Source organism: Erythrobacter sanguineus (genome assembly GCF_900143235.1).
Taxonomy (GTDB): Bacteria; Pseudomonadota; Alphaproteobacteria; order Sphingomonadales; family Sphingomonadaceae; genus Erythrobacter; species Erythrobacter sanguineus.
The window spans coordinates 90,578-114,542 of sequence record NZ_FRDF01000011.1 but is presented as its reverse complement, the minus strand read 5'-3'; the positions used below and the strand labels follow the sequence as shown (position 1 = coordinate 114,542).

Below are 23,965 nucleotides of genomic sequence, written 5' to 3'. Positions count from 1 at the left end.
CCTGAAACGCGAAAGGCCCGCCGCATCGCTGCTGGCGGGCCTCCGGGAAACCGGATCGCAGCCGAAAGCCTCAGGCGTAGGCCCATACCGTGCCGCGTGCGAGATTCTCGGACGCAAAGGCGAGGTTCAGCTTCCCTTCGACCACGGCATCAAGATAGGCCGGGCGCTTGTTCTGGTGATCGAGGTAGTAGGCGTGTTCCCACACGTCGAGCACCAGCAGCGGGTTGAAACCGCTGTCGGCCAGCGTATCGGCATCGTGGGTTTCCTCGATCGAAAGCTTGCCGTCCTTTTCGGCCAGCCACACCCATCCGCTGGCGAAATGGCCGACGCCGCGATCCTTCAATTGCTGCTTCAGCGCATCGAGCGAACCGAAGGCTTCGTCGATCTTGCCCGCAAGGTCAGCCGAAGGCGCGGTCGCGCTCGGTGCCATCGAATGCCAGTAAAAGGCGTGGTTCCAGGTTTGCGCCGAATTGTTGAACAGGCCCTGGTTGCTGCCGCGCGATGCAGCGATGATCGCTTCGAGCGAAGCATCCGCGTGGGCGGTGCCTTCGATCGCGGCGTTCATCTTGTCGACATAGGTCTGGTGATGCTTGCCGTGATGGAACGACAGCGTCTCGGCCGAAATGGCCGGATCGAGCGCGTCGGCAGGGTAGGGGAGCGGGGAAAGTGCAAAAGCCATCGTGTCCTCCGTAGGCTTGGGGTGAATGGGTATTTCCTTAACAACAACGCTTGTGCGGGCGAAGGGTTGCAGTGTCACGACGTGCCACTAACGCGGCGCGATGAACGGTCAACCGCGCATGTGACAGCAACGTTCATGGTGACGTTGGCCAGCGTGCGCATCAGGTCGGGCAGCATCTCGACCGCGACCAGCAGTGCCAGCGGCTCGATCGGGATTCCCATCGCCAAGGCAATCGGCCCGATCGATATGACAAAGCTGATCGAGCCGGGCAGGCTGACCGATCCCACGCTGATCACCAGCGCCACGAGAATGCCGATGATGGCGACCGCAGGGGTGATCTCGACGCCTGCCAGTGCGGCGACATAGAGCGCTACGGCAAGGTTCATTGCCGGGCTGGTGGCGCGGAAGATTGCCACCGCCAGCGGCAGGACGAATTCTGCCGTGCTGGTGCGCAGACCCAGCCGGTTGGCACTGTCGAGCATCGCGGGCAGGCTGGCGAGCGAGCTTTGGGTGGACAGCGCCACCGCCTGTGCCGGCAGTACGGCGGCAGCAAAGCGCCACGGCGCGATCCCGCCCAGCAACCCGGCCAGTGCATAGGCCAGCAACAGCACGAAACTGCCGATCGCCGAAACGCTGAGGATATAATGCCCGAGCGCCGCAAACGCCCCGCCCCCGCTTTTCAGACCCACCCCGAAGGCAAGACCCAGCACGCCGACCGGCGCGGCGCGCAGCACCCAGCCGATGATCACCAGCATGGCGTTGGCAAGCGCATGGAAGAACGCCAGCAGCCGTTCGCCCTGATCGCCCGGCAACCGAGTGATGGCGATCGCGAACAGCGCGAAGAAAATCGTCAGCGGCAGCATCGCGGTTTCGGCGGCAGCGGCGATGATGTTGGGTGCGATCATCCCGCCAAGGAAATCGAGGATGCCCGGCACCTCGCCTGTCTGTTCGGGCACCTCGGCCAGAAACGCGCTGGCGCTGGCGGGAATCGGAAACACATCAAGCAGCAGCGGCATGGCGATGGTGGCAAAGCTGCCGCTTGCCACCAGCACCGCGGCCACCAGCGCAAGGAACACCCGCGCCACCCGTCCGGCGCGCGCGGCGGCGACCATCTGCGCCAGCCCCAGCACCAGCAGTGCGGCGACCAGTGGGATGATCGTCATCTGAAGCGCACGCAGCCACAGGGTTCCGACCAGCCGGGCGACCTGTTCGATCCATGGCGGCAGGCCCAGGTTCGCCGCTGCCATGCCCAGCACCAACCCGCCGACCAGCGCGGCAAAGGTCAGCGCCACCGGCAGGCGGATCGTTACCAGCGCAAACTTGCGCTCCCCGCCGGGCGAGGTGTCGTCTTGCAGCAAAATCCTGTCCTTCCGTGGGCGCTACGCCCTTCCCTTTGCGCGATAACCGCGCCAGAAGCGCGAGACAATCTCGCCATAGGAACGGGACAGGGGAATTCATGGCACGCAAGCTGTTCGGAACCGACGGGATCAGGGGCCGCACCAATGCCGGAGTGATGACTGCGGCCACCGCAATGCGGGTGGGGCAGGCGGCTGGCACCTATTTCGTGCGCGGCGGACATCGGCACCGCGTGGTTATCGGCAAGGACACGCGTCTGTCGGGTTACATGATGGAAAGCGCGCTGGTGGCCGGGTTTACCAGTGTGGGCATGGACGTGATCATGACCGGCCCGTTGCCCACGCCCGCCATTGCTCTGCTCACCCGCGAAATGCGCGCCGATCTGGGCGTGATGATCTCTGCCAGCCACAATCTGTTCGCTGATAATGGCATCAAGCTGTTCGGCCCCGACGGCTTCAAGCTCGGCGATGCAGCCGAGGCCGAGATCGAGCGATTGATGGAAACCGAGGTCGAACTCGCCCCCGCCGAACGCATCGGCCGCGCCCGCCGGATCGAGGATGCACGCGGGCGCTATATCCATGCAATCAAGCAATCGGTGAGTGCCGAAGTGCGGTTCGATGGCCTCAAGGTGGTGGTCGATTGCGCCAATGGCGCGGCCTATCAGGTGGCCCCTTCGGCAATCTGGGAGCTGGGCGCGGATGTGGTCGCCCTGGGCGTCACACCCAATGGCATCAACATCAATGACGGCGTGGGATCAACCGCGATTGCCGCATTGCAGGCCAGAGTGGTCGAGGAAGGCGCGGATATCGGCATTGCGCTGGATGGCGATGCCGACCGGCTGATCGTGGTGGACGAGAAAGGCCGCGCAGTCGATGGCGACCAGATCATGGCGCTGATCGCCGGGCGGATGCATGAGAAAGGCGCCTTGAGCGGCGGCGGGATCGTGGCGACAGTGATGAGTAATCTCGGGCTCGAACGCTATCTGGCAACGCGAGGCCTGACGCTCGAACGAGCCAAGGTGGGCGACCGCTATGTGCTCGAAGCGATGAAGGCGGGCGGGTTCAATGTCGGCGGCGAACAATCGGGCCACATGATCCTGCTTGATCACGCCACCACCGGCGATGGCACGGTCGCGGCGCTCAGAGTGCTGGCAAGCCTTGTCCGGTCAGGCCTTCCGGCGAGCGAATTGCTGCACGTGTTCGAGCCGGTGCCGCAGCTTTTGAAGAACGTGCGCTACGAAGGCGGCCAGCCGCTTGAGAATGCGGCAGTGCAGGCGGTGATCGCGGCAGCCGAGGCCGAACTTGCGGGCAAGGGCCGGCTGGTCATCCGTCCATCCGGCACCGAGCCGGTGATCCGGGTGATGGCCGAGGGCGACGATCAGGCGCAGGTCGAACAGGTGGTGGACGCCATCTGTGAGGCGGTAAGGGCAGCGGTTTGATTGCACCCTGTCCAGCCGCCCCGGTCGCGCCGAGTCGGCACGCGGGCCAGCATGTTGGTGCAGATCCCGATACCGGACATTGGCTGGCGTGCTGCGAAACCGGCCGAATCCGTCAATCTTGCCGGGGGCATGGTTCTCAATCAACGGCCCTGATCCGCTTATCGCTTGACGATTCTGATGCAGCGTCCGATGCTTGGGAGGGTTCAGCAGATCGGGTTGCGAATTGGCCCACTGCGAATCTGCGCCCGAAGGCATTGGCCGGTCACTGACCGTGTCGGGCTGACGGGCGTAACATTTTGGCGGATGGGGATCGTCTGCCGGACTGCTCGGCGTTGCTCTGGCACGCCCTGATTGCCGTGCTTCCTCGTCCCGCAAAGGGATGGCAACATGGTACTGCAAGCGAATGACGGCGAACAGGGCACATCCGACTGGATCGCCTCTTTGACCTACAAAAGCCACGCCACGGCAGATCCAAGCACAACCGACCTTGACCTGCTGGTCAACCGCGCGCGGGCCCGCAACCGCAGTCTCGACGTAACGGGCATGCTATTGTTCGAGGACGGCTGCTTTCTCCAGACCCTCGAAGGCCCGCCAGATGCGCTGGGAGCGCTGTGGTCGTCGATCAAGCAGGATGATCGGCATAACCAGATCGAGGTTCTGAGCGAACATCTGGTAAGCGCCCGGCTGTTTTCGGACTGGGACCTGCTGCTTGATGGCCGGTTCGACAAAGCGCACCGGCAAGCCGGGATCGCAGCCTCCGTCCCGCCCGCCGTGGCCGAGCATGTCGTCCGCTTGGTGGAGCTGTCACTCAATGCCGATGATCTCGGCATCAACGCCTCCATCGCATCCTTTGCCGATCAAGGCTGGACCAGCGATGCCATCCTGTCGCTGCTGATCGAACCGGCGGCGCGGGCTCTGGGCGATGCGTGGCTTGATGACAGGTGCAGCGAAATCGATCTGACGATCGGGCTCAGCATGTTGCAGCTGGCAGGACACGCGGTGCGTTACAGTACCTCGTCTCACACCATCAGCAACAGCCATTACCGCATCCTGCTGGCCACCGCCCCCGGCGAACAGCACATGCTGGGGACCACGCTGCTGGCCGATCAGTTCCTTGACGACGGGTGGCAGGTTGATCTGGCATTCCCCGAAAGCGAGGAAGCGCTCACCAACCAGATGAGCGCCCAGCGCCCCGATGCGGTCGATATCGGCCTTTCCGATGCGCTGCTGCGCCGGCACACCATCGCCCAGCTGCGCAGCACCATCGAGCATAGCCGCATGGTCGCGACCGAACACCCCACGGTGATCTCGGTCGGTGGGCGCTTGTTCGCCGAAGCTGCCGCCACGGCGCTTTCCGTCGGGGCCGATCATGCGCGCAAGAGCCTTGCGGGAACCAGTGTCCGCATTGCAGAGCTTGTGCAGCAACGCCGCAAAGGTTGAGTGTCGCCGCCCGGCGGCCCGATCAGGCCCAGAGCTGCTGCGCCAGTTCGGGCAGAGCGCCGGCATAACGGGCCACGTCTTCCAGCTTCCCGGTGCTGACCCGGGAATAGCCCTTCCACGACCCGTAAGCCCCCCTGATCGCGATGCCGCGCTGCGCCATGGCGTCACGCAGTGCGTCAGCATCGGGCACTTCGACGAACACGAAATTCGTCTGTGATGGCAGCGCGGTCAATCCGGCTCTGCTGACGGCATCGACAATCATCGCGCGCCCTTCCAGCACGGCGGCGCGCGACTGGTCGAGGAAGGGCGTGTCGTCATAGCTTGCAATCGCCGCTGCCAGCCCGGCGAGATTGCCGCCAAAGCTCATCAGGTGCGACCGGATGCGCTGCGCGTTGGCTTCGCTGGTGATGGCATAGCCGACCCTGAGGCCCGCCATCCCGTAGATCTTGGAGAACGTGCGGCACACGATCACATCGGCGCCGCTGCGCACCAGATCGATCATCGCGTTATCTTCAGGCCGGTCGGTCAATTCGTTATAGGCCTCGTCCACCAGCAAGGTCGCGTGCGGGCTTACCTTTGCGGCAAAGCTGCGCAACGCGTCTGACGGGATGAGCATTCCGGTGGGATTGTTGGGGTTGCAGAGCTGCACCAGCGCCACGCCGTCTGCGAGTTTGCTTGCCATGGCGGGCAAATCGACATTCATATCCGCCGCCAGCGGCACGCGGATCGAGCTGACGCCCTGCCGTTCGCCATAGACAACCGTGGTATCCCAGAACAGATCGGGGCACAGGATCGCGCCCTCGCGCCCCCAGGCGAGCGAAATGGCGCAGAGGATCTCGGTTGATCCTGCGCCGACGACGACCTGTGAGGGCATGACATTGTGCCGCTCGGCAATCATCGCGGTGAGACGCTGGAGGCCGCGGTCGGCATAATAGCAGCCCATCTTCGCGGTTTCGGAAATGGCGCGCAGCGCCGATGGGGCAGGGCCATAGGGGTTTTCATTGCGGCTCAGCAGCGCCTGACCGATCTTCGGCCCGAAATGGGGCTCGGCAGCGGCGGTTGTTACCGTCGCGCCCAGTCCGGACAGCGGCAGGGTTCCCAGCCCGCCGGCGATACCGGCACCGGCAAGAAAAGTTCGGCGACTGGTCGACATGGGCAGTTCCTCTTGATCAGGTTGGCACGGAGTCAGAACTTGGCGATCATCAAGACGCCGATGAAAGTGAGATACAGGCCGAAAACCCGGCGCAGGATGACCGGCGAAAGCATATGCGCTGCTGCAACGCCCAACGGCGCGAACAGGACCGATGTCGCGATCAGCACAGCGGCGGCGGGCAGGTGGACATAGCCCAGCGCGCCCCAGCCAAGCCCGCTCTTGCCAAACCCGATCAGGATAAAGCCGATGGTGGCCGGGATCGCGATCACCGCGCCCATTCCGGCAGCCGTGCCTATGGCGCGGTGGATCGGTGTGCCGCAGACGGTCATCGTCAAGGTCGTCAGGGTGCCGCCGCCAATCCCGAGCAAGGTTGAAAAGGCGCCCAGCGCACTGGCGATCCCGGCGCGCGGCAAGCCCGAAGGCAGGGCGGCAAACAGCGGCTCTCCCTGCCGGGCAGGCAGCAGGAAATAGACCGCAAAGGCCAGGACCCCGGTGCCAAAGATCAGAGCGAGGTGCGCGCCGGAAACAAGATCGGCCAGGACCGTGCCGATGGCTGTCCCCAGCATCACCCAGATCGCCCAGCCTTTCAGCAAGTCGAAATCCACCGCCCCGCGCTGGGCATGGCTGCCGGTCGCCCGGATCGATGTGAAGATGATCGATGCAAGAGAGGTGCCGACCGCGACATGCGCCGTCTGCTCCGGCGCAACGCCGAGCACAGGCAGCAGGAACATCAGCGCGGGCACGACAACAAACCCTCCGCCGATACCGAATAGCCCGCCAGCAAAGCCGGCGGCTGCACCGGCGACGAGCAAAGCCGGGAGCGCAAAGGCGATTGGGGAAAGCAATTCCATGAAGGACGAGAATAGGCCCGCCGGTTCTATCTCCAAGCGAATTGTTGCACTGCGGCATGGGGTAAATGCCCCATGCCGCATGCCCCATGCGACAGTGGCGCGCTTGGGACTGCTGCCTGATCTGCATCTGGGTGCGTCGGCCCATTTGACCGACATCCGCAGCGCGCTAGGGTGCGTGCGATGATGAAAGATGCAGATGCTGTCCGCCGCATTCTCGTTGCCGGGGCCACCGGCACGATCGGGCGGGCCGTGGTCCGCAGGCTGGTGGCTGATGGTCACGCGGTTACCGCCTTGCTTCGGCCCGGCGCTGGCGAGACCTGCTTGGCGGCGCTTTCCGGGGCAGAGATAGTCTGTGTCGCGCTGTCGGACTGCGATGCGCTGGCAGGCGTGATGACAGCGGCATCGCCCGATGTCGTGATCTCCTGCATCGCCTCGCGCAGCGGCGCGCCCAAGGATGCCGAGGCGATCGATTTCGCCGCCAATGTCGCGCTGCTCGATGCGGCACAGGGCGCCGGTGCGCGGCAGTTCATCCTGCTCTCGGCGATCTGTGTGCAGAAGCCGCTGCTGGCCTTCCAGCACGCCAAGCTCGCGTTCGAAGCGCGGTTGGCGGCGAGCGGGATCGATTACGCCATCGTGCGCCCCACCGCCTTCTTCAAGTCGCTGTCAGGGCAGGTGAAGCGGGTGAAGGCGGGCAAGCCGTTCCTGATCTTCGGCGATGGCGAGCTTACGCGCTGCAAGCCGATCAGCGATGATGATCTGGCGCGCTTCATTGTCCGTTGCATCGATAACCCGGACACCCGCAGTCGGATCTTCCCCATTGGTGGCCCCGGCCCGGCGATTTCCCTGCGCGAACAGGGTGAATTGCTGTTCGAACTGGCGGGCAAGCCGCCGCGCTTCAAGTCGGTCTCGCCGCGGCTGTTCACCTGGGCCGAGCGGGTGCTGGCGCTGGGAGCGGGGGTTTCCGGCTGGTTCGCCGAAAAAGCCGAATATGCCCGCATCGCGCGCTACTACGCGACTGAATCCATGCTGGTGCTCGATCCCGACACGGGGGAATATTCCGCCGGCCTGACCCCCGAATACGGCAGCGAGACGCTTTCAGACCACTACCGGCGGCTGCTGGCGGAAAGCTAACGTGGGGCGATGTGCCAGCCGGCTGGCGCGAGCACCTCGCCGACCTGCGGGGCCCAGACCGGCTCGGCCGAATAATTGAAGGCGAAGACGTGGCTTGCCGTACGGCGGATCCGGATGCCTTCGGGCAGATCGAGAAGCGGCACGCCCGCCTCGCCCGCCATGCGCTCCACCAGCAGGCGCAGAAGCGCGCGGTCGGGCCAGATCGCGCAGTAGCGGATGTGCCCGTGGGCGTAGACCACCCCGCGCCCCGCCGCGTCGGTCAGTTCCGGCACAAGCTCGCTCGCCACATCCTCGCGCCAGCGGGTGACGGCGAAGCCTTCTGCCGTTTCGGTCACCCCGTCGCGAAGGCTTTCGACGCGGGTGACGGTGAGCGGGATCAGCGGCTTCAGCACGCCCGGCGCAAGGCCTTCGGGGATGCAGAAGCTGTCCGTCTTGCTGCCGGAACGCGGCCCCGTCAGCACAGGGCAGGTCAGTGCAGCGAGCTTTGCCGCGAACCCTTCCGGCACGATCGGCAGGGTCGGTACCAGCACCATGGCATAGCCTGCAAGGTCGGCGTCCGGTGACACGATATCGACATCCAGCCCGCGTGCCCGCAGCGCCGAATAGGCCTCGAACACCAGCTCCAGATAGCTGAAGCTTGCGCCCTGCGGCTGGATGCCGATCGCCCATGCTGCCTCGTAGGAGAACACCAAGGCCGCCGGAGCCTGCGTCGCAGGCTGAGGCCCGATGTCGGCAAGCACCGCCGCCGCTGCGCGCACTTCATCCGCAGCCTCGGCCTCGCTGCTGTCGGGGCGCAAGAGGCCGGCGTGCATCTGCTCCTGCGCGAAAGGCGCCTGCCGCCAGCGAAAATAGCTGGTGAACTCGGCCCCGTGTGCGGCGGCCTCCAGCGTCCACAGCGCCACCATGCCGGTCAGCGGCGCGGGGTTGAAGCGCGCCCAGTTCACCGGCCCCGGCTGCTGTTCCATCACCCCCCAGCGGGCGCCAGATTCCTTGGCGGAGCACCCACGATAAAGATCATGGTGGAAGGCGGCGATATCGGGGTGGCCCTGCCGCAGATAGGCGTGCTTTTCCGCGTCCGAGAACCAGAACTGTTCCAGAAAGCCGAGCGGATAGGAATCCCACGTCGCCACGTCGATGTCGCGGCCCACGGTGTGGTGATCGAATTCGGTGAAGAAGCCCATGAAGTTGTGGGTGATGTCCTTGCCGGGCGAAAGCCGCCGCAGGATATCCACCTGCTCGCGGTTGAAGCTTGCTACCTGATCCGAGGCAAAGCGGCGGTAATCGAGCCAGTGCGCGGGGTTCGCCTCGGTCACGGTCAGATGCGGCGGATCGACCTCGGTAAAGGCGCGGTATTCCATGCTCCAGAACACATTACCCCACGCCGTGTTGAGCGCAGCAACCGTCCCGTAACGTGCCTGCAACCAATCGCGAAAACCGGCTGCTGCGGCTGCGGAGAAGCTCAGCACCGTGTCATGACAGCCATATTCATTGTCGGTCTGCCACATGACGATGGCGGGGTGATCGCCGTAGCGATCCGCTAGCGCGGTCACGATCCGGCGGCACTCGGCGCGGTAACCTTCGTGGCTGAAGCAGTAATGCCGCCGCGAGCCGAAGCCTCGCGGGCGGCCCTGTTCATCGATGGCGACCATGTCGGGCATCCGGTCGACCAGCCATTTCGGCGGCGTGGCAGTCGGCGTGCCGAGAATGATCTTGAGGCCAGCTGCCGCGAGCGTTGCGATCGCGCGGTCAAGCCAGCCCCAGTCGTAGTGGCCCGGTTGGGGTTCGATCCGGCTCCAGGCGAATTCGCCGATGCGAACCAGCGACAGGCCCATTGCGGCCATGCGGCGAGCATCTTCGGCCCACATCGCCTCAGGCCAGTGTTCGGGATAATAGCAGCAACCGAGTTTCATGCGGGCAATCTCTCCAGCGCAATCAGCAACGCGGTTTCAGGGTGGGTGAGGGGCAGGGCTATGCCGTGCTGCATCAGCGCGGCGCCGGACAGGACAAGGCCTTGGCGCCATTGCCCGGCATTGGCGAGATAATGCCGCGCCTTCCCCGGCCATGGTTCGGGCAGGGTGACCCGGTAGCGTGCGTGCCGTTCCAGACCGGCGAGACGGACGGGCGCAGCATCGAACACCGGCGAAAAGGTAGTCTGCGCCACCAGCGCCAGCGCTTCGTCACGGTGCACCGCGATCAGCCCGGTCACGCCAGGATCGGGATGATCGAGCCGGTGCAGCGCGCCCTGATGCAGCACCCCGCGCCATGCCTTGTAGAGCGCGATATGCGCCGCAAGAATGGCGCGTTCGGCTTCGCTCATCCGCTCGGGATCAGCCTCGACCCCCATGTGCCCGAACAAGGCCACCTTGGCGCGAAAATCCATTGCCAGCCTGCGCCCGGTGATCGGATTGGGGGAGGGGCCGACATGGCTGCCGAGCACTTCCAATGGCAGAAACTGCGACCACGCGCGCATGATCCGCAGCCGTTCGATTGCATCGTTGTTGTCGCTCGGCCAGACGCGGTGGCAGAAACGCAGGATGCCGTAGTCGATCCGCGCCCCGCCGCTCGAACAGCTTTCAATCTCGACAAGGGGGTGGGCATCGCGCAAGCGGCGCAGCAAGGCGTAAAGGGCGACGGTCTGCCCCGTCTGCCTGCCGCCAGCGGGAAACAGATCGCGATTGTGGTCCCATTTGAGATAGGCGATCCGGTGCTCGCAGAGCAGGGCGCCGAGCGCGGCAAACAGGTAATCCGCCACCTCGGGCCGGGAAAGATCGAGCACCAACTGCCCGCGCATTGTCGGCCGATCGCGCCCATCGACATGCAGGCACCAGTCGGGATGCGCGCGGTAGAGATCGCTGTCGGGTGAGACCATTTCGGGTTCCATCCACAGTCCGAAGTCCATGCCGAGCGTGTGGACATGGTCAATCAGCGGGCCAAGGCCTTGCGGGAACACGTCCGCCGAAACCGTCCAATCGCCAAGGCTGGTCTGGTCGTTCCGCCGCCCACCGAACCACCCATCGTCGAGCACGAAGCGCTCGATGCCGAGCGCCGCTGCATTTTCGGCCAGCGCCATTAGCTTGTCTTGCGAAAGGTCGAAGCCGAGTGCTTCCCACGAATTGAGGTGGACCTTACGCGGGCTCCAGTCTTCACGCCGGGGCAGAATCTCTGCGCGGAGATAGGTGTGAAGCCGCTGCGCGAGCGCTGAACGGTCCGGGGCCAGCGCCAGCACCGCTTTTGGCGTTTTGATCGAGGATGCTGCGAGCAGGCAGCCCAACCCGGCATCCCCCGCAGCCGCCATCTGCAACACGGCGCGCCCATCGGCGCTGCCCGGTGGATCGCAATCAATGCAGGTCTGGTAATCACCGCTCCACGCAAGGTGAGCGCCCAGAACCTCGCCGCTCGCCCCGTCGTGCAGGATCAGCCAGTTGCCCCCGCCAAAGCCCGGCTTGCCGCCCGCCGATTTGTGGGAAAAGCCTTCGGGTGCCAGCTCGCGGCGGGTTTCGCGCATCTCGCCCGCCCACCGGCCGGCAAAGCTGGTGATCTCGTCGAAGCGCCGCGGCACGGGAAGGGACACGGCTGCGAGCCGGACAAGATCGAGTTCCTGCTGGGAAAGGTTGGTGATGGTGCATTCCACCTCGATCACGTCGCTCTTCGTGATCCGCCAGATCACGACCACATCGGCGCCCAGATTGTGATCGCTGAAGGTGATCTCGATGCTGGCGCTGCCGGCCGACCAGTCTTTCGCCTTGAAGTCGGTCTCCAGTCTTTGGCCGCCGCGTCGCAGTTCGATGGCGGGCGTCCCGCTCCATCCGCCTTTGCGTTCGGGCAGCAGGCCGGGGCGCGGTGCAATGTCAGGCTGGCTTTCGTGCAGTCCGCGCGCGCCGGCGGCGGCGAGGTCGGCAATCACCTCATCCTCGGGTAGCCGCGCGCCGCAATAGGTCAGATCAGCCGTTCCGCCCCGCACACAGGCGAACACCAGCGTCAGCGCGGCACCATCGAGCCTGACATAGTCCACGCAGAGTCCTCCCCCGTCGGCACCGGTGATGAACATCGCCGTCAGGCTTGCCCGTCACGCACCAATGCGCTGTAACCGCGCAAATCATAAGCGGGAAGTCCCTCGATGTTCGATGCCATGCCGACCGCCAGCCTTGTCCAGATCGCGGTGTGCATCGGTCTGACCGCAGCTGTCGGTCTGGCGACCTGGCTGACCATTCGCCGCGCATCCCATGATGGTTCGTCCAGGGATGTCTATCTCGCGGGCGGCAAGCTGTCGTGGTTGTTCGTGGCCGGTTCGATCACGCTCACCAACCTTTCGACCGATCAGCTGGTGGGCATGAACGGCAACCAGATGCTGCTGCTGGCGTGGTGGGAAATCGCAGGGTTTCTGGGCCTCATGATCCTCGCCTTCGTGTTTGTGCCGATCTATTACCGCGAAAAGTGCACCACCGTGACCGAGTTGTTGGAGAAGCGTTACGGTGGGCGCAGCATCCGCACACTGATTTCCGGCCTGTTCCTTGCGGGCAACGTGTTGATCTATCTTCCCGCCGCGCTCTATTCGGGCAGCCTGTTCATGCGTGCATTGTTCGGCGAGGGTGTGCCGCTGCTGGCCTTTGCCACTATCCTTGCCGTGATTTCTGCCGCCTACACGATCTTCGGCGGCCTGCGCGCAGTGGCGGTGATGGACACCTATTCCGGCGTCGGCATCCTTGGCCTTGCCATGCTGATTGTCGTGCTGGGGCTGGCGGCGGTTGACTGGGACATCGTCACCGGCGTCCCGGCCGAGCGGCTGACCATGATCGGCGCAGCCGACAGCCCGATCCCGTGGCAGACCTTGCTGACGGGAATGATCTTCATCCAGATCTTCTACTGGTCGACCAACCAGAACCTCACGCAAAAGGCGATGGCCGCGCCCACCATCCGCGAGGCGCAGAAGGGCGTGATGGTGGCGGCCATCATCCGCATCCTGATCGTGCCGCCGATCGTGGTGATCCCCGGCATCATCGCCTTCAAGCTGTTCGGGGACATTGGCGATGCGGCCTATGGCAGGCTGGTGGCAGAGATTCTGCCTCCGTGGCTCTCGGGCGCGTTTGCGGCCATGGTGGGCGCGGCGGTAATCACCACCTTCAGCGCGGTGCTCAATTCCTCGGTGGCGCTTTACGCGGTCGATTTCCACGAACAGTTCATCGGCGAGGTCAAAAACCACTGGAGGCTTTCCGCCGTGGTTTCGAGCTTGCTGGCGGTGGTCGCGATCATGCTGGTGCCGATGTATCAATCCGCCACCAGCATCATCAACCTGTTGCAGCAATTGAACGGTCTGCTGTCGATGCCGATCCTGTCGGCCTTCATCGCGGGGCTGCTGTTCCGCGGCGTTAGCGCTCCGGCAGCGATTGCCGGGGTGGTGTGGGGCGTGGCGCTGTACGGGCTGTTCACCTTCCAGCTTCAGCCGGCCGGGATCATCACCCTGCATTACATCCATTTCATGGTGGTGACGCTGGTGACGAGCATCATGGCGGCGCTGGCGGTCAACCGCTTCGTGCTGGGCGGGCGGGCCGTGTTCGCGCCGCGCATGGTATTTGCGGGTGCAAAACCAGAGGCTGAGGCGTTGTGATGGCGGTCGATTTTTCGAAGCCGCACCGACGCTTCAACCCGCTCACTGGCGGATGGGTGCAGGTCTCTCCGCACAGGCTGGAGCGGCCGTGGCAGGGGGAGGAAACCGAACCCGCACCGGTTGCCCCGTCCTACGATCCGCAGTGCTATCTGTGCCCCGGCAACACCCGCAAGGGCGTGGCGGTGAACCCCGAATATGATGGCGTCCATGTCTTCGACAACGACTTCCCGGCGTTGCTGGACGAGGGACATGCCGAGAGCAATCATGACCCCCTGTTTCGCGCAGAAACGGCGCGGGGGCTGTGCCGCGTCTTGTGCTTTTCACCTCACCATTCAAAAACCCTGCCGGAACTCCCCGTTTCGGCCATCCGCGAAGTCGTCGAAGTGTGGGCCGCCCAGACGCAGGAGCTTGGCCAGCGCTTCGGTAACGTGCAGATCTTCGAGAACAAGGGCGCGATGATGGGTTGCTCAAACCCGCACCCGCACGGACAGGTGTGGGCGACGGAGCACTGGGGACTCGAGGTGTCACGCGAAGACCAGCATCTGCGCCAATATCGCGAGTGGCATGGCGGATCGCTGCTGCTCGACACCGCCGAGCGCGAGTTTGAGCAGGGCGAGCGGGTGGTTGAAGCGAACGCGGATTGGCTTGCGATCGTGCCGTTCTGGGCCGCATGGCCGTTCGAAACGCTGCTGCTGCCGCGCTTCAAGGTGGAACGCATGCCGCAGCTTGCAAGCAGCCAGCGCGATAGCCTCGCCAGCATCCTCAAGGCGTTGACCACCCGCTACGACAACCTGTTCCAGACCAGCTTTCCCTATTCAATGGGCTGGCACGGCGCACCGTTCGGGATGCCTGATATCGCGCATTGGCAGCTCCACGCGCATTTCTACCCACCGCTGCTGCGTTCGGCTGCGGTGCGAAAATTCATGGTCGGTTACGAGATGCTGGCCGAACCCCAGCGCGACCTGACGCCTGAACGCGCCGCCGAAATGCTGCGCAGCGTCAGCGGCACGGTGCATTACCGGAGCCTTCCATGAACCGGCGGGAAGCGCTGATCGCCCGCGTCATTGCAGGCTACCGCGCCGCCTATGGCGCTGACCCGGCGCAGCTGTTTGCGGCGCCGGGACGGGTCAACCTGATCGGTGAGCATGTCGACTATAATGACGGGTTCGTGCTGCCCTGCGCCATCGACCGCGAAACCATCGTGGCACTGGGAGAGAGCGAGAAGGCCCGGTTCGAGGCAGTCGCGCTCGACATGGGGGCCGGCGCGCGTGACAGCTTCGTCCTTGATGCTCCCGCCGGCCGGATCGATGGCGACTGGCAGAACCATGTGCGCGGGGTGGTGCACTTCATTCAGGCTGGAGGGCATGGCGTGCGACCGGCCCGGATCGCGGTGGCGGGTGATGTGCCGATCGGGGCGGGGCTGTCTTCCTCCGCCTCTTTCGGGGTGGCGACAGCGCTGGCGGTATCGGAACATTCGGGTCTTGCCCTGACCCCCGCCCAGATTGCCCGGATTGCGCAGGCGGCCGAAAACGACTTCGTCGGCTGTGCCTGCGGGATCATGGATCAGATGGCCTCGGCGGCGAGCACCGCGGGGGCAGCGCTGCTGCTCGATTGCCGTTCGCTGGAAACGCGCGCGGTGCCGATCCATCCGCGGCTGGCCATAACGGTGATCGATTCCGGCATCCGCCGCCAGTTGACGACAAGCGCTTTCAACGAACGCCGTGCGCAATGCGAGGCGGCGGCGCAGCATTTCGGCGTGGCAGCGCTGCGCGATCTCGATGCGGCAGAGCTGGAGGCGGGCCGGGGCGGGATGGACGAAACGCTTCATGCCCGTGCGCGCCATGTCGTGTCCGAAATCGGCAGGGTAGCCCCTTTCGCTGCCGCGCTCGCCAGCGGGGATGCCGCCGCGCTGGCGCGCCTGCTGGAAGCGGGGCATCGCTCATTGGCCGGGGATTTCGGCGTCTCGCTCCCGGCGCTTGATCAACTGGCCGCGGAGGTGCAATCGGCGCTTGGCGATGCGGGCGGCGTGCGGTTGACCGGGGCGGGCTTTGGCGGGTGCCTGGTCGCGGTCAGCGATGCTGCCGCAGCCCCGGCGATTGCCGCGGCGGTCGAAGGCCATAATCGCGAGGCTGAAAACCCGGCTCGGATCGCAGCGTTCCGGCCTGCGGCAGGGGCTGCCCGGATCTCGTGCTAGAGGGCCAGATCGCTTGCGGCGGCGGACAGGCCGGGCAATCAATCGACATCTTGTCAGCGCCGGCCTCACACAGGTGATTTACAGATATAAAAATATCTTTATATGTTCTCGGCAATGCTGATCGAGGATATCTTCAAGGCGCTCGCCGACCCGACCCGTTTGCGCATCGCCCGGCTGCTTTCGGCAATGGAGCTGGCGGTGGGCGAACTCGCGCAGGTGCTCGGGCAGAGCCAGCCGCGCGTTTCGCGTCATGTCGGCATATTGTGCGATGTCGGGCTGGCCGAACGCCGCCGCGAGGGCAGCTGGGTGTTCCTGCGCCAGAGCGAGGCGAGCGGGCCGGTGGTCGAAATGGTCCAGCACCTGCTCGCCATGGCCGAGGCCGAGGAGCCCGCTTTTGCGGCGCTGTGCACGGCCGACCGCCGCAAACTCGCGGCGATCCGCGAAGCGCGCGAAACCGTTGCCGGGCAATATTTCGCCCGCCACGCGAGCGAGTGGGACGAACTGCGCGCGCTTCACAGCCCCGACGCCGAGGTCGAGCACCGTCTGGCTGAGGCACTGGCCGATGCACCACTCGGGCAGGTGCTCGATATCGGCACCGGCACGGGCCGCATGGCCGAGCTGTTCGCCCAACAGGCCGAACGCATCGTCGCGCTCGACAAGAATCTTGAAATGCTGCGCGTGGCGCGGGCCAAGCTGCAACATCTGCCGACCGCGCAGATCGAGCTGGTGCAGGGCGATTTTGCCGATTTGCCTTTTGCCGATGCCGGTTTCGACACCGTCGTGTTGCACCAGGTATTGCACTTCGCCCCCGATCCCGCGCCCGCGCTGGCAGAGGCGGCGCGTGTGCTCAGGCCGGGTGGGCGCATCGCGATCGTCGATTTCGCCAGCCATGATCACGAGGAACTGCGCATCCGCCATCAGCACGCACGGCTGGGCTTTGCCGACCGGCAGATGGCCGAATTGCTGCGCAGCGCCGGGTTCACCGCCAGCACTCCGATCGCGCTCGACGGGGGTGAGCTGATCGTCAAGATATGGATCGGCAAACGCCGCGCCGCTAGCGCCTCTCCCAAAACTGCCGCTTTGGAATCTGCCCGATGACCCCGACGCTCAACCAGCTCCACGAATACCGCACCGCAACCGACACGCCGCTGTTTTCCGGCCTGCCGGGCGATGTTGCGGTGAGTTTCGAATTCTTCCCGCCCAAGAGCGAGAAGATGGAAGCCCAGTTGTGGGACGCGGTCACGCAGTTGCGCCCGCTCGGGCCGAACTTCGTCTCTGTGACCTATGGCGCGGGCGGATCGACGCGGGAGCGCACCCATGCGACGGTCGCACGGATCATCGCCGAAGCGGGACTTCCAGCCGCTGCGCACCTCACCTGCGTGGCCGCGTCCAAGGCGGAAATCCGCGAGGTGGCCGAACAATATTGGGACGCAGGCGTGCGCCACATCGTCGCGCTGCGCGGGGACGCGGGCGAGCCGGGCGCGCCCTTCACCCCGCACCCGGATGGCTATGCCAGCGCAGCGGATCTGGTTGCCGGGCTCAAACAGATCGCCGATTTCGAGATTTCGGTTGCCGCCTATCCCGAAACCCACCCCGATGCGCTGAGCCCGCAGGACGATATCGACAATCTGAAGCGCAAGCTGGATGCCGGCGCCAGCCGGGCGATCAGCCAGTTCTTCTTCTCGGCAGAGGCCTTCTTCCGGTTTCGCGATGCCTGTGCGGCTGCCGGGATTGATGCGCCGATCCTGCCCGGAATACTCCCCGTCACCAATGTCGCGCAGGCGCGCAAGTTCGCCAGCGCTTGCGGTGCGGCGATCCCGGCATGGATGGACGGATTGTTCGAAGGGCTGGATGAAATGCCTGCCGCCCGCCAGCTGGTCGCCGCCACGGTCGCTGCTGAGCTGTGCCGCCGCCTTTATGCAGGCGGCGTGCGTGATTTCCACTTCTATACCCTGAACCGTCCCGAGCTGGCCTATGCGATCTGCCATATGCTCGGCAAACGTCCCGTCGGAGAAGCCGCATGACTGCCCGCCAGCAATTGCTCGACGCCGCCGCGCAGCGCGTGCTGATTTTCGACGGCGCGTTTGGCACCCAGATCCAGAACCGCAAGCTGACGGAAGGCGATTACGCGGGCGATCTGGGCCTGCTCGCCGATCAGAAGGGCAATAATGATATCCTCGCGCTGACCCGCCCCGATGTGATCGGCGACATTACCCGCGCCTATCTCGACGCGGGTTCGGACGTGGTGTCGACCAACACCTTTTCGGCCAACCGCATCAGTCAGGCGGACTATGCCGCCGAAGGTCTTGTGCGCGATATCAACGTGGCGTCCGGCAAGCTTGCCCGCGCGCTGGCGGATGAATATGCGGCGAGGGACGGCAAGCCCCGCTTTGTTGCAGGCGCAATCGGGCCGACCAACAAGACGTTGTCGCTCAGCCCCGATGTCGAAGACCCCGGCTACCGCGAGATCACCTTTGACGATCTGGTCGCGGTCTACAGGGAACAGGCCGCCGCGCTGGTTGAAGGCGGGGTGGATTTCATCCTGATTGAAACCGTGTTCGATACCTTGAACGCCAAGGCCGGGATCATGGCGGTCAAGCAGTTGGAGCGCGAGACGGGCCGGGACATTCCGCTGATGATCTCGATGACGTTGACCGATCTTTCGGGCCGCAATCTGTCGGGCCACACGGTTGAGGCGTTCTGGTACGCCGTGCGCCATGCCAAGCCGCTGACCATCGGCCTCAATTGCAGCTTCGGCGCGGAGCAATTGCGCCCGCATGTGAAGGTGCTGTCACAGATCGCCGACACGCTGCTGATGATTTACCCCAATGCGGGCCTGCCCAACGAGCTGGGCGAATATGACGAATTGCCGGATACGACGGCGGGGCTGGTGAAGGACTGGGCCGATCACGGCCAGGTCAATATCCTCGGCGGGTGCTGCGGATCGAGCCCGGCGCACATCGCCGCGATTGCGCGGGCCGTCGCCAAGTCCGAGCCGCGCGCAGTGCCTTCGCCTGAGCCAGCCATGCGGCTGGCGGGGCTGGAGCCGTTTACGGTGGCGGCCTGATTCCACTCCCGCTCGTCCTGAGCCTGTCGAAGGACCGTCCTTCTTCAGGCACGGGGTCAGAAAAGAAGGTGCCGTGCTTCGACAAGCTCAGCACGAACGGAAATTGAGCATTCGAGATTATGACCCAGACCTCCTCCTCGCGCTTCATCAATATCGGCGAGCGCACCAATGTGACCGGTAGTGCCGCGTTCAAGAAGCTGATCATGGCGGACGATTACGCCGCTGCCGTCGAAGTCGCGCGCCAGCAGGTCGAAAACGGCGCGCAGGTGATCGATGTGAACATGGACGAAGGGCTGCTTGATGCGGTTCACGCCATGACGACGTTCCTCAAGCTGATCGCCGCCGAACCGGACATCGCGCGCGTGCCGGTGATGATCGACTCGTCGAAATTTCACGTGATCGAAGCCGGGCTGAAATGCGTTTCGGGCAAGCCGATCGTCAATTCGATCAGCATGAAGGAAGGCGAGGCGCAGTTCCTCGAACAGGCGCGCATCTGCATGGATTACGGCGCGGCGGTGGTCGTGATGGCCTTCGACGAGGTTGGGCAGGCGGACACCAAAGAGCGCAAGATCGAAATCTGCAAGCGCGCCTATGATCTGCTGGTCGCAGAGGGCTTCCCGCCCGAAGATATCATCTTCGATCCCAACATCTTTGCAGTCGCCACCGGCATCGAGGAACACAACCGCTACGGGCTGGACTTCATTGAAGCAGTCGAGGAAATCAAGGCCCAGTGCCCCCATGCCAAGACCAGCGGCGGCCTGTCCAACCTGTCATTCAGCTTCCGCGGCAATGAAACCGTGCGCCGCGCGATGCACTCGGTATTCCTGTATCACGCGATCCCGGCGGGCCTCGACATGGCGATCGTCAATGCCGGGCAGCTCGACGTCTACGACCAGATCGACCCCGCCCTGCGCGATGCCTGCGAGGACGTGATCCTGATGCGCCGATCAGACGCGACCGAGCGCCTGATCGACCTTGCCGAAAGCTATAAGGGCAAGAGCGTCGCTGACGAGAAAGCCGCCGAGGAATGGCGCGGCTGGGCGGTGGAAAAGCGGCTCGAACATGCGCTGGTCAAGGGGATCGACGCGCATATCGTCGACGATACCGAAATCATGCGCGCCGCCATCGCCGCAAGCGGGGGCCGTCCGATCGAAGTGATCGAAGGCCCGCTGATGGACGGCATGAACGTGGTCGGCGATCTGTTCGGCTCCGGCAAGATGTTCCTGCCCCAAGTGGTGAAATCGGCCCGCGTGATGAAGAAGGCCGTCGCCCATCTCATCCCCTATATCGAGGCGGAAAAAGACCTGCTCCCCGAGGAGGAACGCAAGGCCAAGGGCAAGATCATCATGGCCACGGTGAAGGGCGATGTGCACGACATCGGCAAGAACATTGTCGGCGTGGTGTTGCAGTGCAATGGCTATGACGTGATCGACCTCGGCGTGATGGTGCCGTGGCCGACGATCCTTGCTTCGGCCAATGACAACAAGGCCGACATGATCGGGCTGTCGGGCCTGATTACCCCTTCGCTCGACGAGATGGTGACCGTGGCCGAGGAAATGCAGCGCGCCGGGATGACCATGCCGCTGCTGATCGGCGGGGCGACCACGTCGAAGGTGCACACCGCGCTGAAGATCGACCCGGCTTACGAAGGCCCGGTGATCCATGTGCTCGACGCGAGCCGCGCGGTCGGGGTGGCGTCAAAGCTGCTGTCCGACACCCAGCGCGATAGCTACGTCGCCGAGGTCGAGGACGAGTATATCGGCGTGCGCGATGCCCGCGCGGGCAAGACGGTGAGCGCGCTGCTGTCGTTGGACGAGGCGCGCGCCAATGCCTTCCCCGCCAACATGGCGGAAAAACCCGCCCCGCCCGAACAGCCGGGTGTGCACGTGTTCCCCGACTGGAGCCTTGAACACCTGCGCACCTTCATCGACTGGACCCCGTTCTTCCGCGCCTGGGAACTCCACGGCAATTATCCCGCGATCCTCACCGACGAGGTGGTGGGCGAGACCGCGACGCAATTATTCGCCGATGCCAATGCGATGCTCGATCAGATCATCGCCGAAAAATGGCTCACCGCGCGCGGCGTGGCGGGCCTGTGGCCCTGCGGGCGCGATGGGGATGATATTGTCCTTTCGCCGTTCGTGTCGAGCGAAGTCGAGACACCGGTGCAAGGTCTCTCGACTTCGCTCGAGGCGAACGGAAAGCACAGCGCGCGGCTCCCGATGCTGCGCCAGCAGGTGAAGAAATCGCGTGATCGGGCCAATATGTGCCTTGCCGATTTCATCGACCCCAATGGCGACTGGATCGGCGGCTTTGCGGTCGGCATCCACGGGATCGACCCGCATTCGGCGCGGTTCCAGGCGGACAAGGACGATTATTCCGATATCCTGCTGAAGGCGCTGGCCGACCGTTTTGCCGAGGCTTTTGCCGAAGCCCTGCACCAGCACGTGCGCACCACCTTGTGGGGCTATGCGCCAGGCGAACAGCTCACCTGCGAGGCGCTGATCAAGGAAGAATATCGCGGCATCCGCCCCGCGCCGGGCTACCCCGCCTGCCCCGATCACAGCCTCAAGCCGATCCTGTTCGATTTGCTCGATGCGCCGGCCAACACCGGTCTGACCCTCACCGAAAGCTTTGCCATGTGGCCGACAGCGGCGGTTTCGGGGTTCTATTTCGGCCATCCGGAGGCGCAATATTTCGGCGTGGCCCGCGTCGGGCGCGACCAGTTGGAGGACTATGCCGCGCGGCGCGGGATCGATCTGGCGACGGCCGAACGCTGGCTCAGGCCCAACCTTGATTGATCGGGCGGGGATTTGCGGGAATAAGGCGGGGATGCTGTGCCGCTTCCTTGTCGCTTTCGCGCTTCTCGCCCCGCTCGCTCCTGCCGCCGCGCAGGATGCAGCCCCGCCCGCTTCAGTCGTTGTCGCCTTCGATGACGAATCGAGCCGTTCGCTGATTGTCGAAGGCCTGGCGAACAAGGAAACGGGTCGCGCCGTTGAAGCCAATGATCCGGTGCGGATCGCCAGCATTTCCAAGCTGATCATAGCGATCGCCGCGCTGCGGCTGGTGGACGAGGGCAAGCTCGATCTGAACCGCGACGTGTCGGACTATCTCGGCTGGCAGCTGCGCTCGCCTTATCACCCCGATGCGCCCGTCACCCTGACACACATCTTGTCGCACCGCGCCGGGCTGTCGGACGCGGCAGGCTACATCATCCCGCTGGGCGAGAGTCTCGAGGCCAAGGTCACTGACCCTGCGGCGTGGCGCGAGACCGGCGCTCCGGGCGATGCGGCGTTCGAATATGCCAATCTCGGCTCGCCCATCGTTGCCACCGCGCTCGAAGCGGCAAGCGGCGAACGTTATGACCGGCTGGTCGAACGGCTGGTATTCGCGCCGCTGGCGGTGAAGGCCTGCCTCAACTGGGTGGGCTGCGATGCCGACATGCAGGCGCGCGCGGTGACGCTCTACCGCGACACCGGGGAAGTCGCGCGCGACGCGCCGGAAGACCTGCCGCCCAATTGCACCGTCCCGGTTGCCGAAGGTGTCGCCTGCGATCTCGATGCCTATGTCCCCGGCACCAATGCCTCGGTCTTCTCGCCACAGGGCGGGGTGCGGATCGGGATGATGGATCTGGCGCGGATCGGGCAGGCGTTGCTAACGCCCGAGGGCGAGGGGGATGAAGATGACACGATGCTCGCAGCCCGCCTTGGCCCCTTTCGTGCGGATCGCGATGACAGGCAGGAGTTTTTCTGCGCCTATGGCCTTGCGATGCAGCTGATCCCGGCCCCGCATAGGGGCTGCCTCGATGACCTGTTCGGCGATGAACGCGTCCGGCTGGGCCATTCGGGCGAGGCCTATGGGCTGCAATCCGGACTCTGGATCGATCCCGTCCGCCGGGAAGGATTTGTCTATTTCATCACCGAAGTCCCGCCCCCGGCGGGCGGCGAGGATACCGGCGGGTTCACGTCCCGCGAAAAGGCGCTGATGCAGCGTGCGCAAGCCTTGCGGGCCGAAGGTGACAGCTAGGTCGTGACCACGCTGGCCGAGGCCACCACAGTGCGCGGTGCGGTTCCGCCCGGGCGGATCGTATGGGCAGGCGGCGCGGTTCTGTTCGCTGCCTATGCCGCACTGTGGGCGCTTGCGCCTGCCGATCCGGCGCTGCTCGCGAAGTTGTGGTTCCTGCCCGGCGTCGGCGTTATCGGCGCGATCATTGCCAACACCTCCGGCACCGGGGGTGGGGTGGTGTTCGTGCCTGTGTTCAACGCCCTGCGCGAACTGGGCGTGATGAGCCTTTCGCCGCTGGCGGTGGTCGGCGTGTCGATGGGCATCCAGAGCTTCGGCATGAGCATGGGCAGCCTGCGCTGGGCCGACCGGCTGCTGCACCAGCCTGTGCCGGGCCCATTGGAAGCGCAGGTGCGGCTCAAGGATTTCGCCACAGTGGTGCTGGCAGTGCTGGCGTTCTCGCTGCCTGCGTTGTTGGCGACCCAGCGGCTGACCACCTTCGATCAGCGCGATGTGCTCTATGCCTACAAGGCGTTCTCGATTCTGCTCGGCTGCGCGCTGATCGCCGCGACCTGGACTGTCAACGCAGCCCGATCTGAGCGGACGCAGCTGGCGCGCGGCGATCTGATCGTGCTGCTGGCGCTGGCGGTGCCGGGCGGCGTGCTGACCGCACTGTTTTCGGTGGGGGTGGGGGAACTGGTCGCGCTTTACCTGTTCATCCGCCACTACCCGGTGCTGCTGTGCACCGGCGCGGCCTGCGTGATCTCGGCGGTCAGCTGCATCAGCGGCGTCGTTTGGCATATCGGTGCGGGTACGATCCTGTGGGAGGTGGTGCTGCTCGCCGCGCCGGCGGCGGCGGTGGGGGGATTCCTTGCGCGTCCGATCGCGCTGTGGCTGGGGGCAAAGCGGTTAAAGACGCTCGACGGCAGCTGGATCGTGCTCTCGGCGCTGTATTTGCTGTGGTTGAACGCGAAATAGGGGCGTGGCCCGATTGACGCGGTGCAGCATTTCGCGCAGGGCTGATGGGTCTTCCGCGCGCGAAGTGATTC

Annotated in this window: 18 protein-coding genes; 12 read left to right on the top strand and 6 right to left on the bottom strand. The window is 64.8% G+C overall.

The window, feature by feature from the left end; all coding sequences use genetic code 11:
- Positions 1-70 precede the first annotated feature (70 nt).
- Positions 71-679 (bottom strand): superoxide dismutase, encoded by a 609-nt coding sequence (locus BUA05_RS10350; protein WP_072674833.1) that lies wholly within the window; start codon positions 677-679, stop codon positions 71-73.
- Positions 680-753: 74 nt separating this feature from the next.
- Positions 754-2,037, bottom strand: coding sequence for a dicarboxylate/amino acid:cation symporter (locus BUA05_RS10345; protein ID WP_072674831.1), 1,284 nt, complete (start codon positions 2,035-2,037; stop codon positions 754-756).
- A 98-nt stretch (positions 2,038-2,135) separates the two neighbouring features.
- Between BUA05_RS10345 and glmM the strand changes: the two genes are divergently transcribed.
- Positions 2,136-3,473, top strand: a complete 1,338-nt coding sequence (gene glmM / locus BUA05_RS10340) for a phosphoglucosamine mutase (protein ID WP_072674829.1) — start codon at positions 2,136-2,138, stop codon at positions 3,471-3,473.
- 387 nt (positions 3,474-3,860) lie between these two features.
- Complete coding sequence (locus BUA05_RS10335; protein WP_072674827.1) at positions 3,861-4,913, top strand: BLUF domain-containing protein; 1,053 nt, start codon at positions 3,861-3,863, stop codon at positions 4,911-4,913.
- Between the two features lie 22 nt (positions 4,914-4,935).
- Here BUA05_RS10335 and BUA05_RS10330 read toward each other — a convergent pair whose 3' ends face one another.
- Complete coding sequence (locus BUA05_RS10330; RefSeq protein WP_072674825.1) at positions 4,936-6,066, bottom strand: pyridoxal phosphate-dependent aminotransferase; 1,131 nt, start codon at positions 6,064-6,066, stop codon at positions 4,936-4,938.
- 32 nt (positions 6,067-6,098) lie between these two features.
- Positions 6,099-6,917 (bottom strand): sulfite exporter TauE/SafE family protein, encoded by an 819-nt coding sequence (locus BUA05_RS10325; RefSeq protein ID WP_072674823.1) that lies wholly within the window; start codon positions 6,915-6,917, stop codon positions 6,099-6,101.
- A gap of 180 nt (positions 6,918-7,097) precedes the next feature.
- Here BUA05_RS10325 and BUA05_RS10320 point away from each other — a divergent pair, with 180 nt between their 5' ends.
- Positions 7,098-8,048: an NAD(P)H-binding protein gene (locus BUA05_RS10320; RefSeq protein WP_072674821.1), complete on the top strand. Its 951-nt coding sequence runs from the start codon at positions 7,098-7,100 to the stop codon at positions 8,046-8,048.
- On the opposite strand, the gene BUA05_RS10315 is transcribed toward BUA05_RS10320, so the two are convergent.
- On the bottom strand, positions 8,045-9,958 hold the full coding sequence (locus tag BUA05_RS10315) for a beta-galactosidase (RefSeq protein ID WP_072674819.1): 1,914 nt from the start codon (positions 9,956-9,958) through the stop codon (positions 8,045-8,047). The two genes, BUA05_RS10320 and BUA05_RS10315, sit on opposite strands and share 4 nt — an antisense overlap.
- Positions 9,955-12,060: an alpha-galactosidase gene (locus BUA05_RS10310; protein ID WP_158093675.1), complete on the bottom strand. Its 2,106-nt coding sequence runs from the start codon at positions 12,058-12,060 to the stop codon at positions 9,955-9,957. The genes BUA05_RS10315 and BUA05_RS10310 overlap by 4 nt, the downstream gene beginning before the upstream one ends.
- 105 nt (positions 12,061-12,165) lie before the next feature.
- On the opposite strand from BUA05_RS10310, the gene BUA05_RS10305 reads away from it, so the two are divergent.
- The 9 genes from BUA05_RS10305 to BUA05_RS10265 all read left to right on the top strand — a co-directional run bounded on the left by BUA05_RS10305 (position 12,166) and on the right by BUA05_RS10265 (position 23,894).
- On the top strand, positions 12,166-13,653 hold the full coding sequence (locus tag BUA05_RS10305; protein ID WP_245790167.1) for a sodium:solute symporter family transporter: 1,488 nt from the start codon (positions 12,166-12,168) through the stop codon (positions 13,651-13,653).
- Complete coding sequence (locus BUA05_RS10300; RefSeq protein WP_072674816.1) at positions 13,653-14,687, top strand: UDP-glucose--hexose-1-phosphate uridylyltransferase; 1,035 nt, start codon at positions 13,653-13,655, stop codon at positions 14,685-14,687. Before BUA05_RS10305 ends, BUA05_RS10300 begins: the two co-directional genes overlap by 1 nt.
- A complete protein-coding gene (gene galK / locus BUA05_RS10295; protein WP_072674814.1) occupies positions 14,684-15,847 on the top strand; it encodes a galactokinase in 1,164 nt (387 codons plus the stop codon). The genes BUA05_RS10300 and galK overlap by 4 nt, the downstream gene beginning before the upstream one ends.
- 114 nt (positions 15,848-15,961) lie before the next feature.
- Positions 15,962-16,945, top strand: a complete 984-nt coding sequence (locus tag BUA05_RS10290) for an ArsR/SmtB family transcription factor (RefSeq protein ID WP_178139174.1) — start codon at positions 15,962-15,964, stop codon at positions 16,943-16,945.
- Positions 16,942-17,871 carry a methylenetetrahydrofolate reductase [NAD(P)H] gene (gene metF, locus BUA05_RS10285; protein ID WP_072674812.1) on the top strand — a complete coding sequence of 310 codons (930 nt, stop codon included), beginning with the start codon at positions 16,942-16,944 and terminating at the stop codon, positions 17,869-17,871. The genes BUA05_RS10290 and metF overlap by 4 nt, the downstream gene beginning before the upstream one ends.
- On the top strand, positions 17,868-18,914 hold the full coding sequence (locus BUA05_RS10280; protein WP_072674811.1) for a homocysteine S-methyltransferase family protein: 1,047 nt from the start codon (positions 17,868-17,870) through the stop codon (positions 18,912-18,914). The genes metF and BUA05_RS10280 overlap by 4 nt, the downstream gene beginning before the upstream one ends.
- Positions 18,915-19,033: 119 nt before the next feature.
- A complete protein-coding gene (metH, locus tag BUA05_RS10275; RefSeq protein ID WP_072674809.1) occupies positions 19,034-21,715 on the top strand; it encodes a methionine synthase in 2,682 nt (893 codons plus the stop codon).
- Between the two features lie 31 nt (positions 21,716-21,746).
- The gene (locus tag BUA05_RS10270) at positions 21,747-22,940 is read left to right on the top strand and encodes a serine hydrolase domain-containing protein (protein WP_072674807.1); all 1,194 of its coding nucleotides are present in this window, start codon (positions 21,747-21,749) and stop codon (positions 22,938-22,940) included.
- 3 nt (positions 22,941-22,943) lie between these two features.
- Entirely contained in the window at positions 22,944-23,894 is a 951-nt protein-coding gene (locus BUA05_RS10265; RefSeq protein ID WP_072674805.1) for a sulfite exporter TauE/SafE family protein, read from the top strand.
- Positions 23,895-23,965 lie beyond the last annotated feature (71 nt).

What these genes read in the sequence shown, in the direction of transcription:
- BUA05_RS10300 (WP_072674816.1), top strand. Translation starts at nt 13,653, where the DNA reads ATGGCGGTCGATTTTTCGAAGCCGCACCGACGCTTCAACCCGCTCACT.
- BUA05_RS10325 (WP_072674823.1), bottom strand. Translation starts at nt 6,917, where the DNA reads ATGGAATTGCTTTCCCCAATCGCCTTTGCGCTCCCGGCTTTGCTCGTC.
- BUA05_RS10320 (WP_072674821.1), top strand. Translation starts at nt 7,098, where the DNA reads ATGATGAAAGATGCAGATGCTGTCCGCCGCATTCTCGTTGCCGGGGCC.
- glmM (WP_072674829.1), top strand. Translation starts at nt 2,136, where the DNA reads ATGGCACGCAAGCTGTTCGGAACCGACGGGATCAGGGGCCGCACCAAT.
- BUA05_RS10305 (WP_245790167.1), top strand. Translation starts at nt 12,166, where the DNA reads ATGTTCGATGCCATGCCGACCGCCAGCCTTGTCCAGATCGCGGTGTGC.
- BUA05_RS10315 (WP_072674819.1), bottom strand. Translation starts at nt 9,958, where the DNA reads ATGAAACTCGGTTGCTGCTATTATCCCGAACACTGGCCTGAGGCGATG.
- BUA05_RS10280 (WP_072674811.1), top strand. Translation starts at nt 17,868, where the DNA reads ATGACTGCCCGCCAGCAATTGCTCGACGCCGCCGCGCAGCGCGTGCTG.
- BUA05_RS10350 (WP_072674833.1), bottom strand. Translation starts at nt 679, where the DNA reads ATGGCTTTTGCACTTTCCCCGCTCCCCTACCCTGCCGACGCGCTCGAT.
- metF (WP_072674812.1), top strand. Translation starts at nt 16,942, where the DNA reads ATGACCCCGACGCTCAACCAGCTCCACGAATACCGCACCGCAACCGAC.
- metH (WP_072674809.1), top strand. Translation starts at nt 19,034, where the DNA reads ATGACCCAGACCTCCTCCTCGCGCTTCATCAATATCGGCGAGCGCACC.
- BUA05_RS10335 (WP_072674827.1), top strand. Translation starts at nt 3,861, where the DNA reads ATGGTACTGCAAGCGAATGACGGCGAACAGGGCACATCCGACTGGATC.
- BUA05_RS10290 (WP_178139174.1), top strand. Translation starts at nt 15,962, where the DNA reads ATGCTGATCGAGGATATCTTCAAGGCGCTCGCCGACCCGACCCGTTTG.
- galK (WP_072674814.1), top strand. Translation starts at nt 14,684, where the DNA reads ATGAACCGGCGGGAAGCGCTGATCGCCCGCGTCATTGCAGGCTACCGC.
- BUA05_RS10330 (WP_072674825.1), bottom strand. Translation starts at nt 6,066, where the DNA reads ATGTCGACCAGTCGCCGAACTTTTCTTGCCGGTGCCGGTATCGCCGGC.
- BUA05_RS10270 (WP_072674807.1), top strand. Translation starts at nt 21,747, where the DNA reads ATGCTGTGCCGCTTCCTTGTCGCTTTCGCGCTTCTCGCCCCGCTCGCT.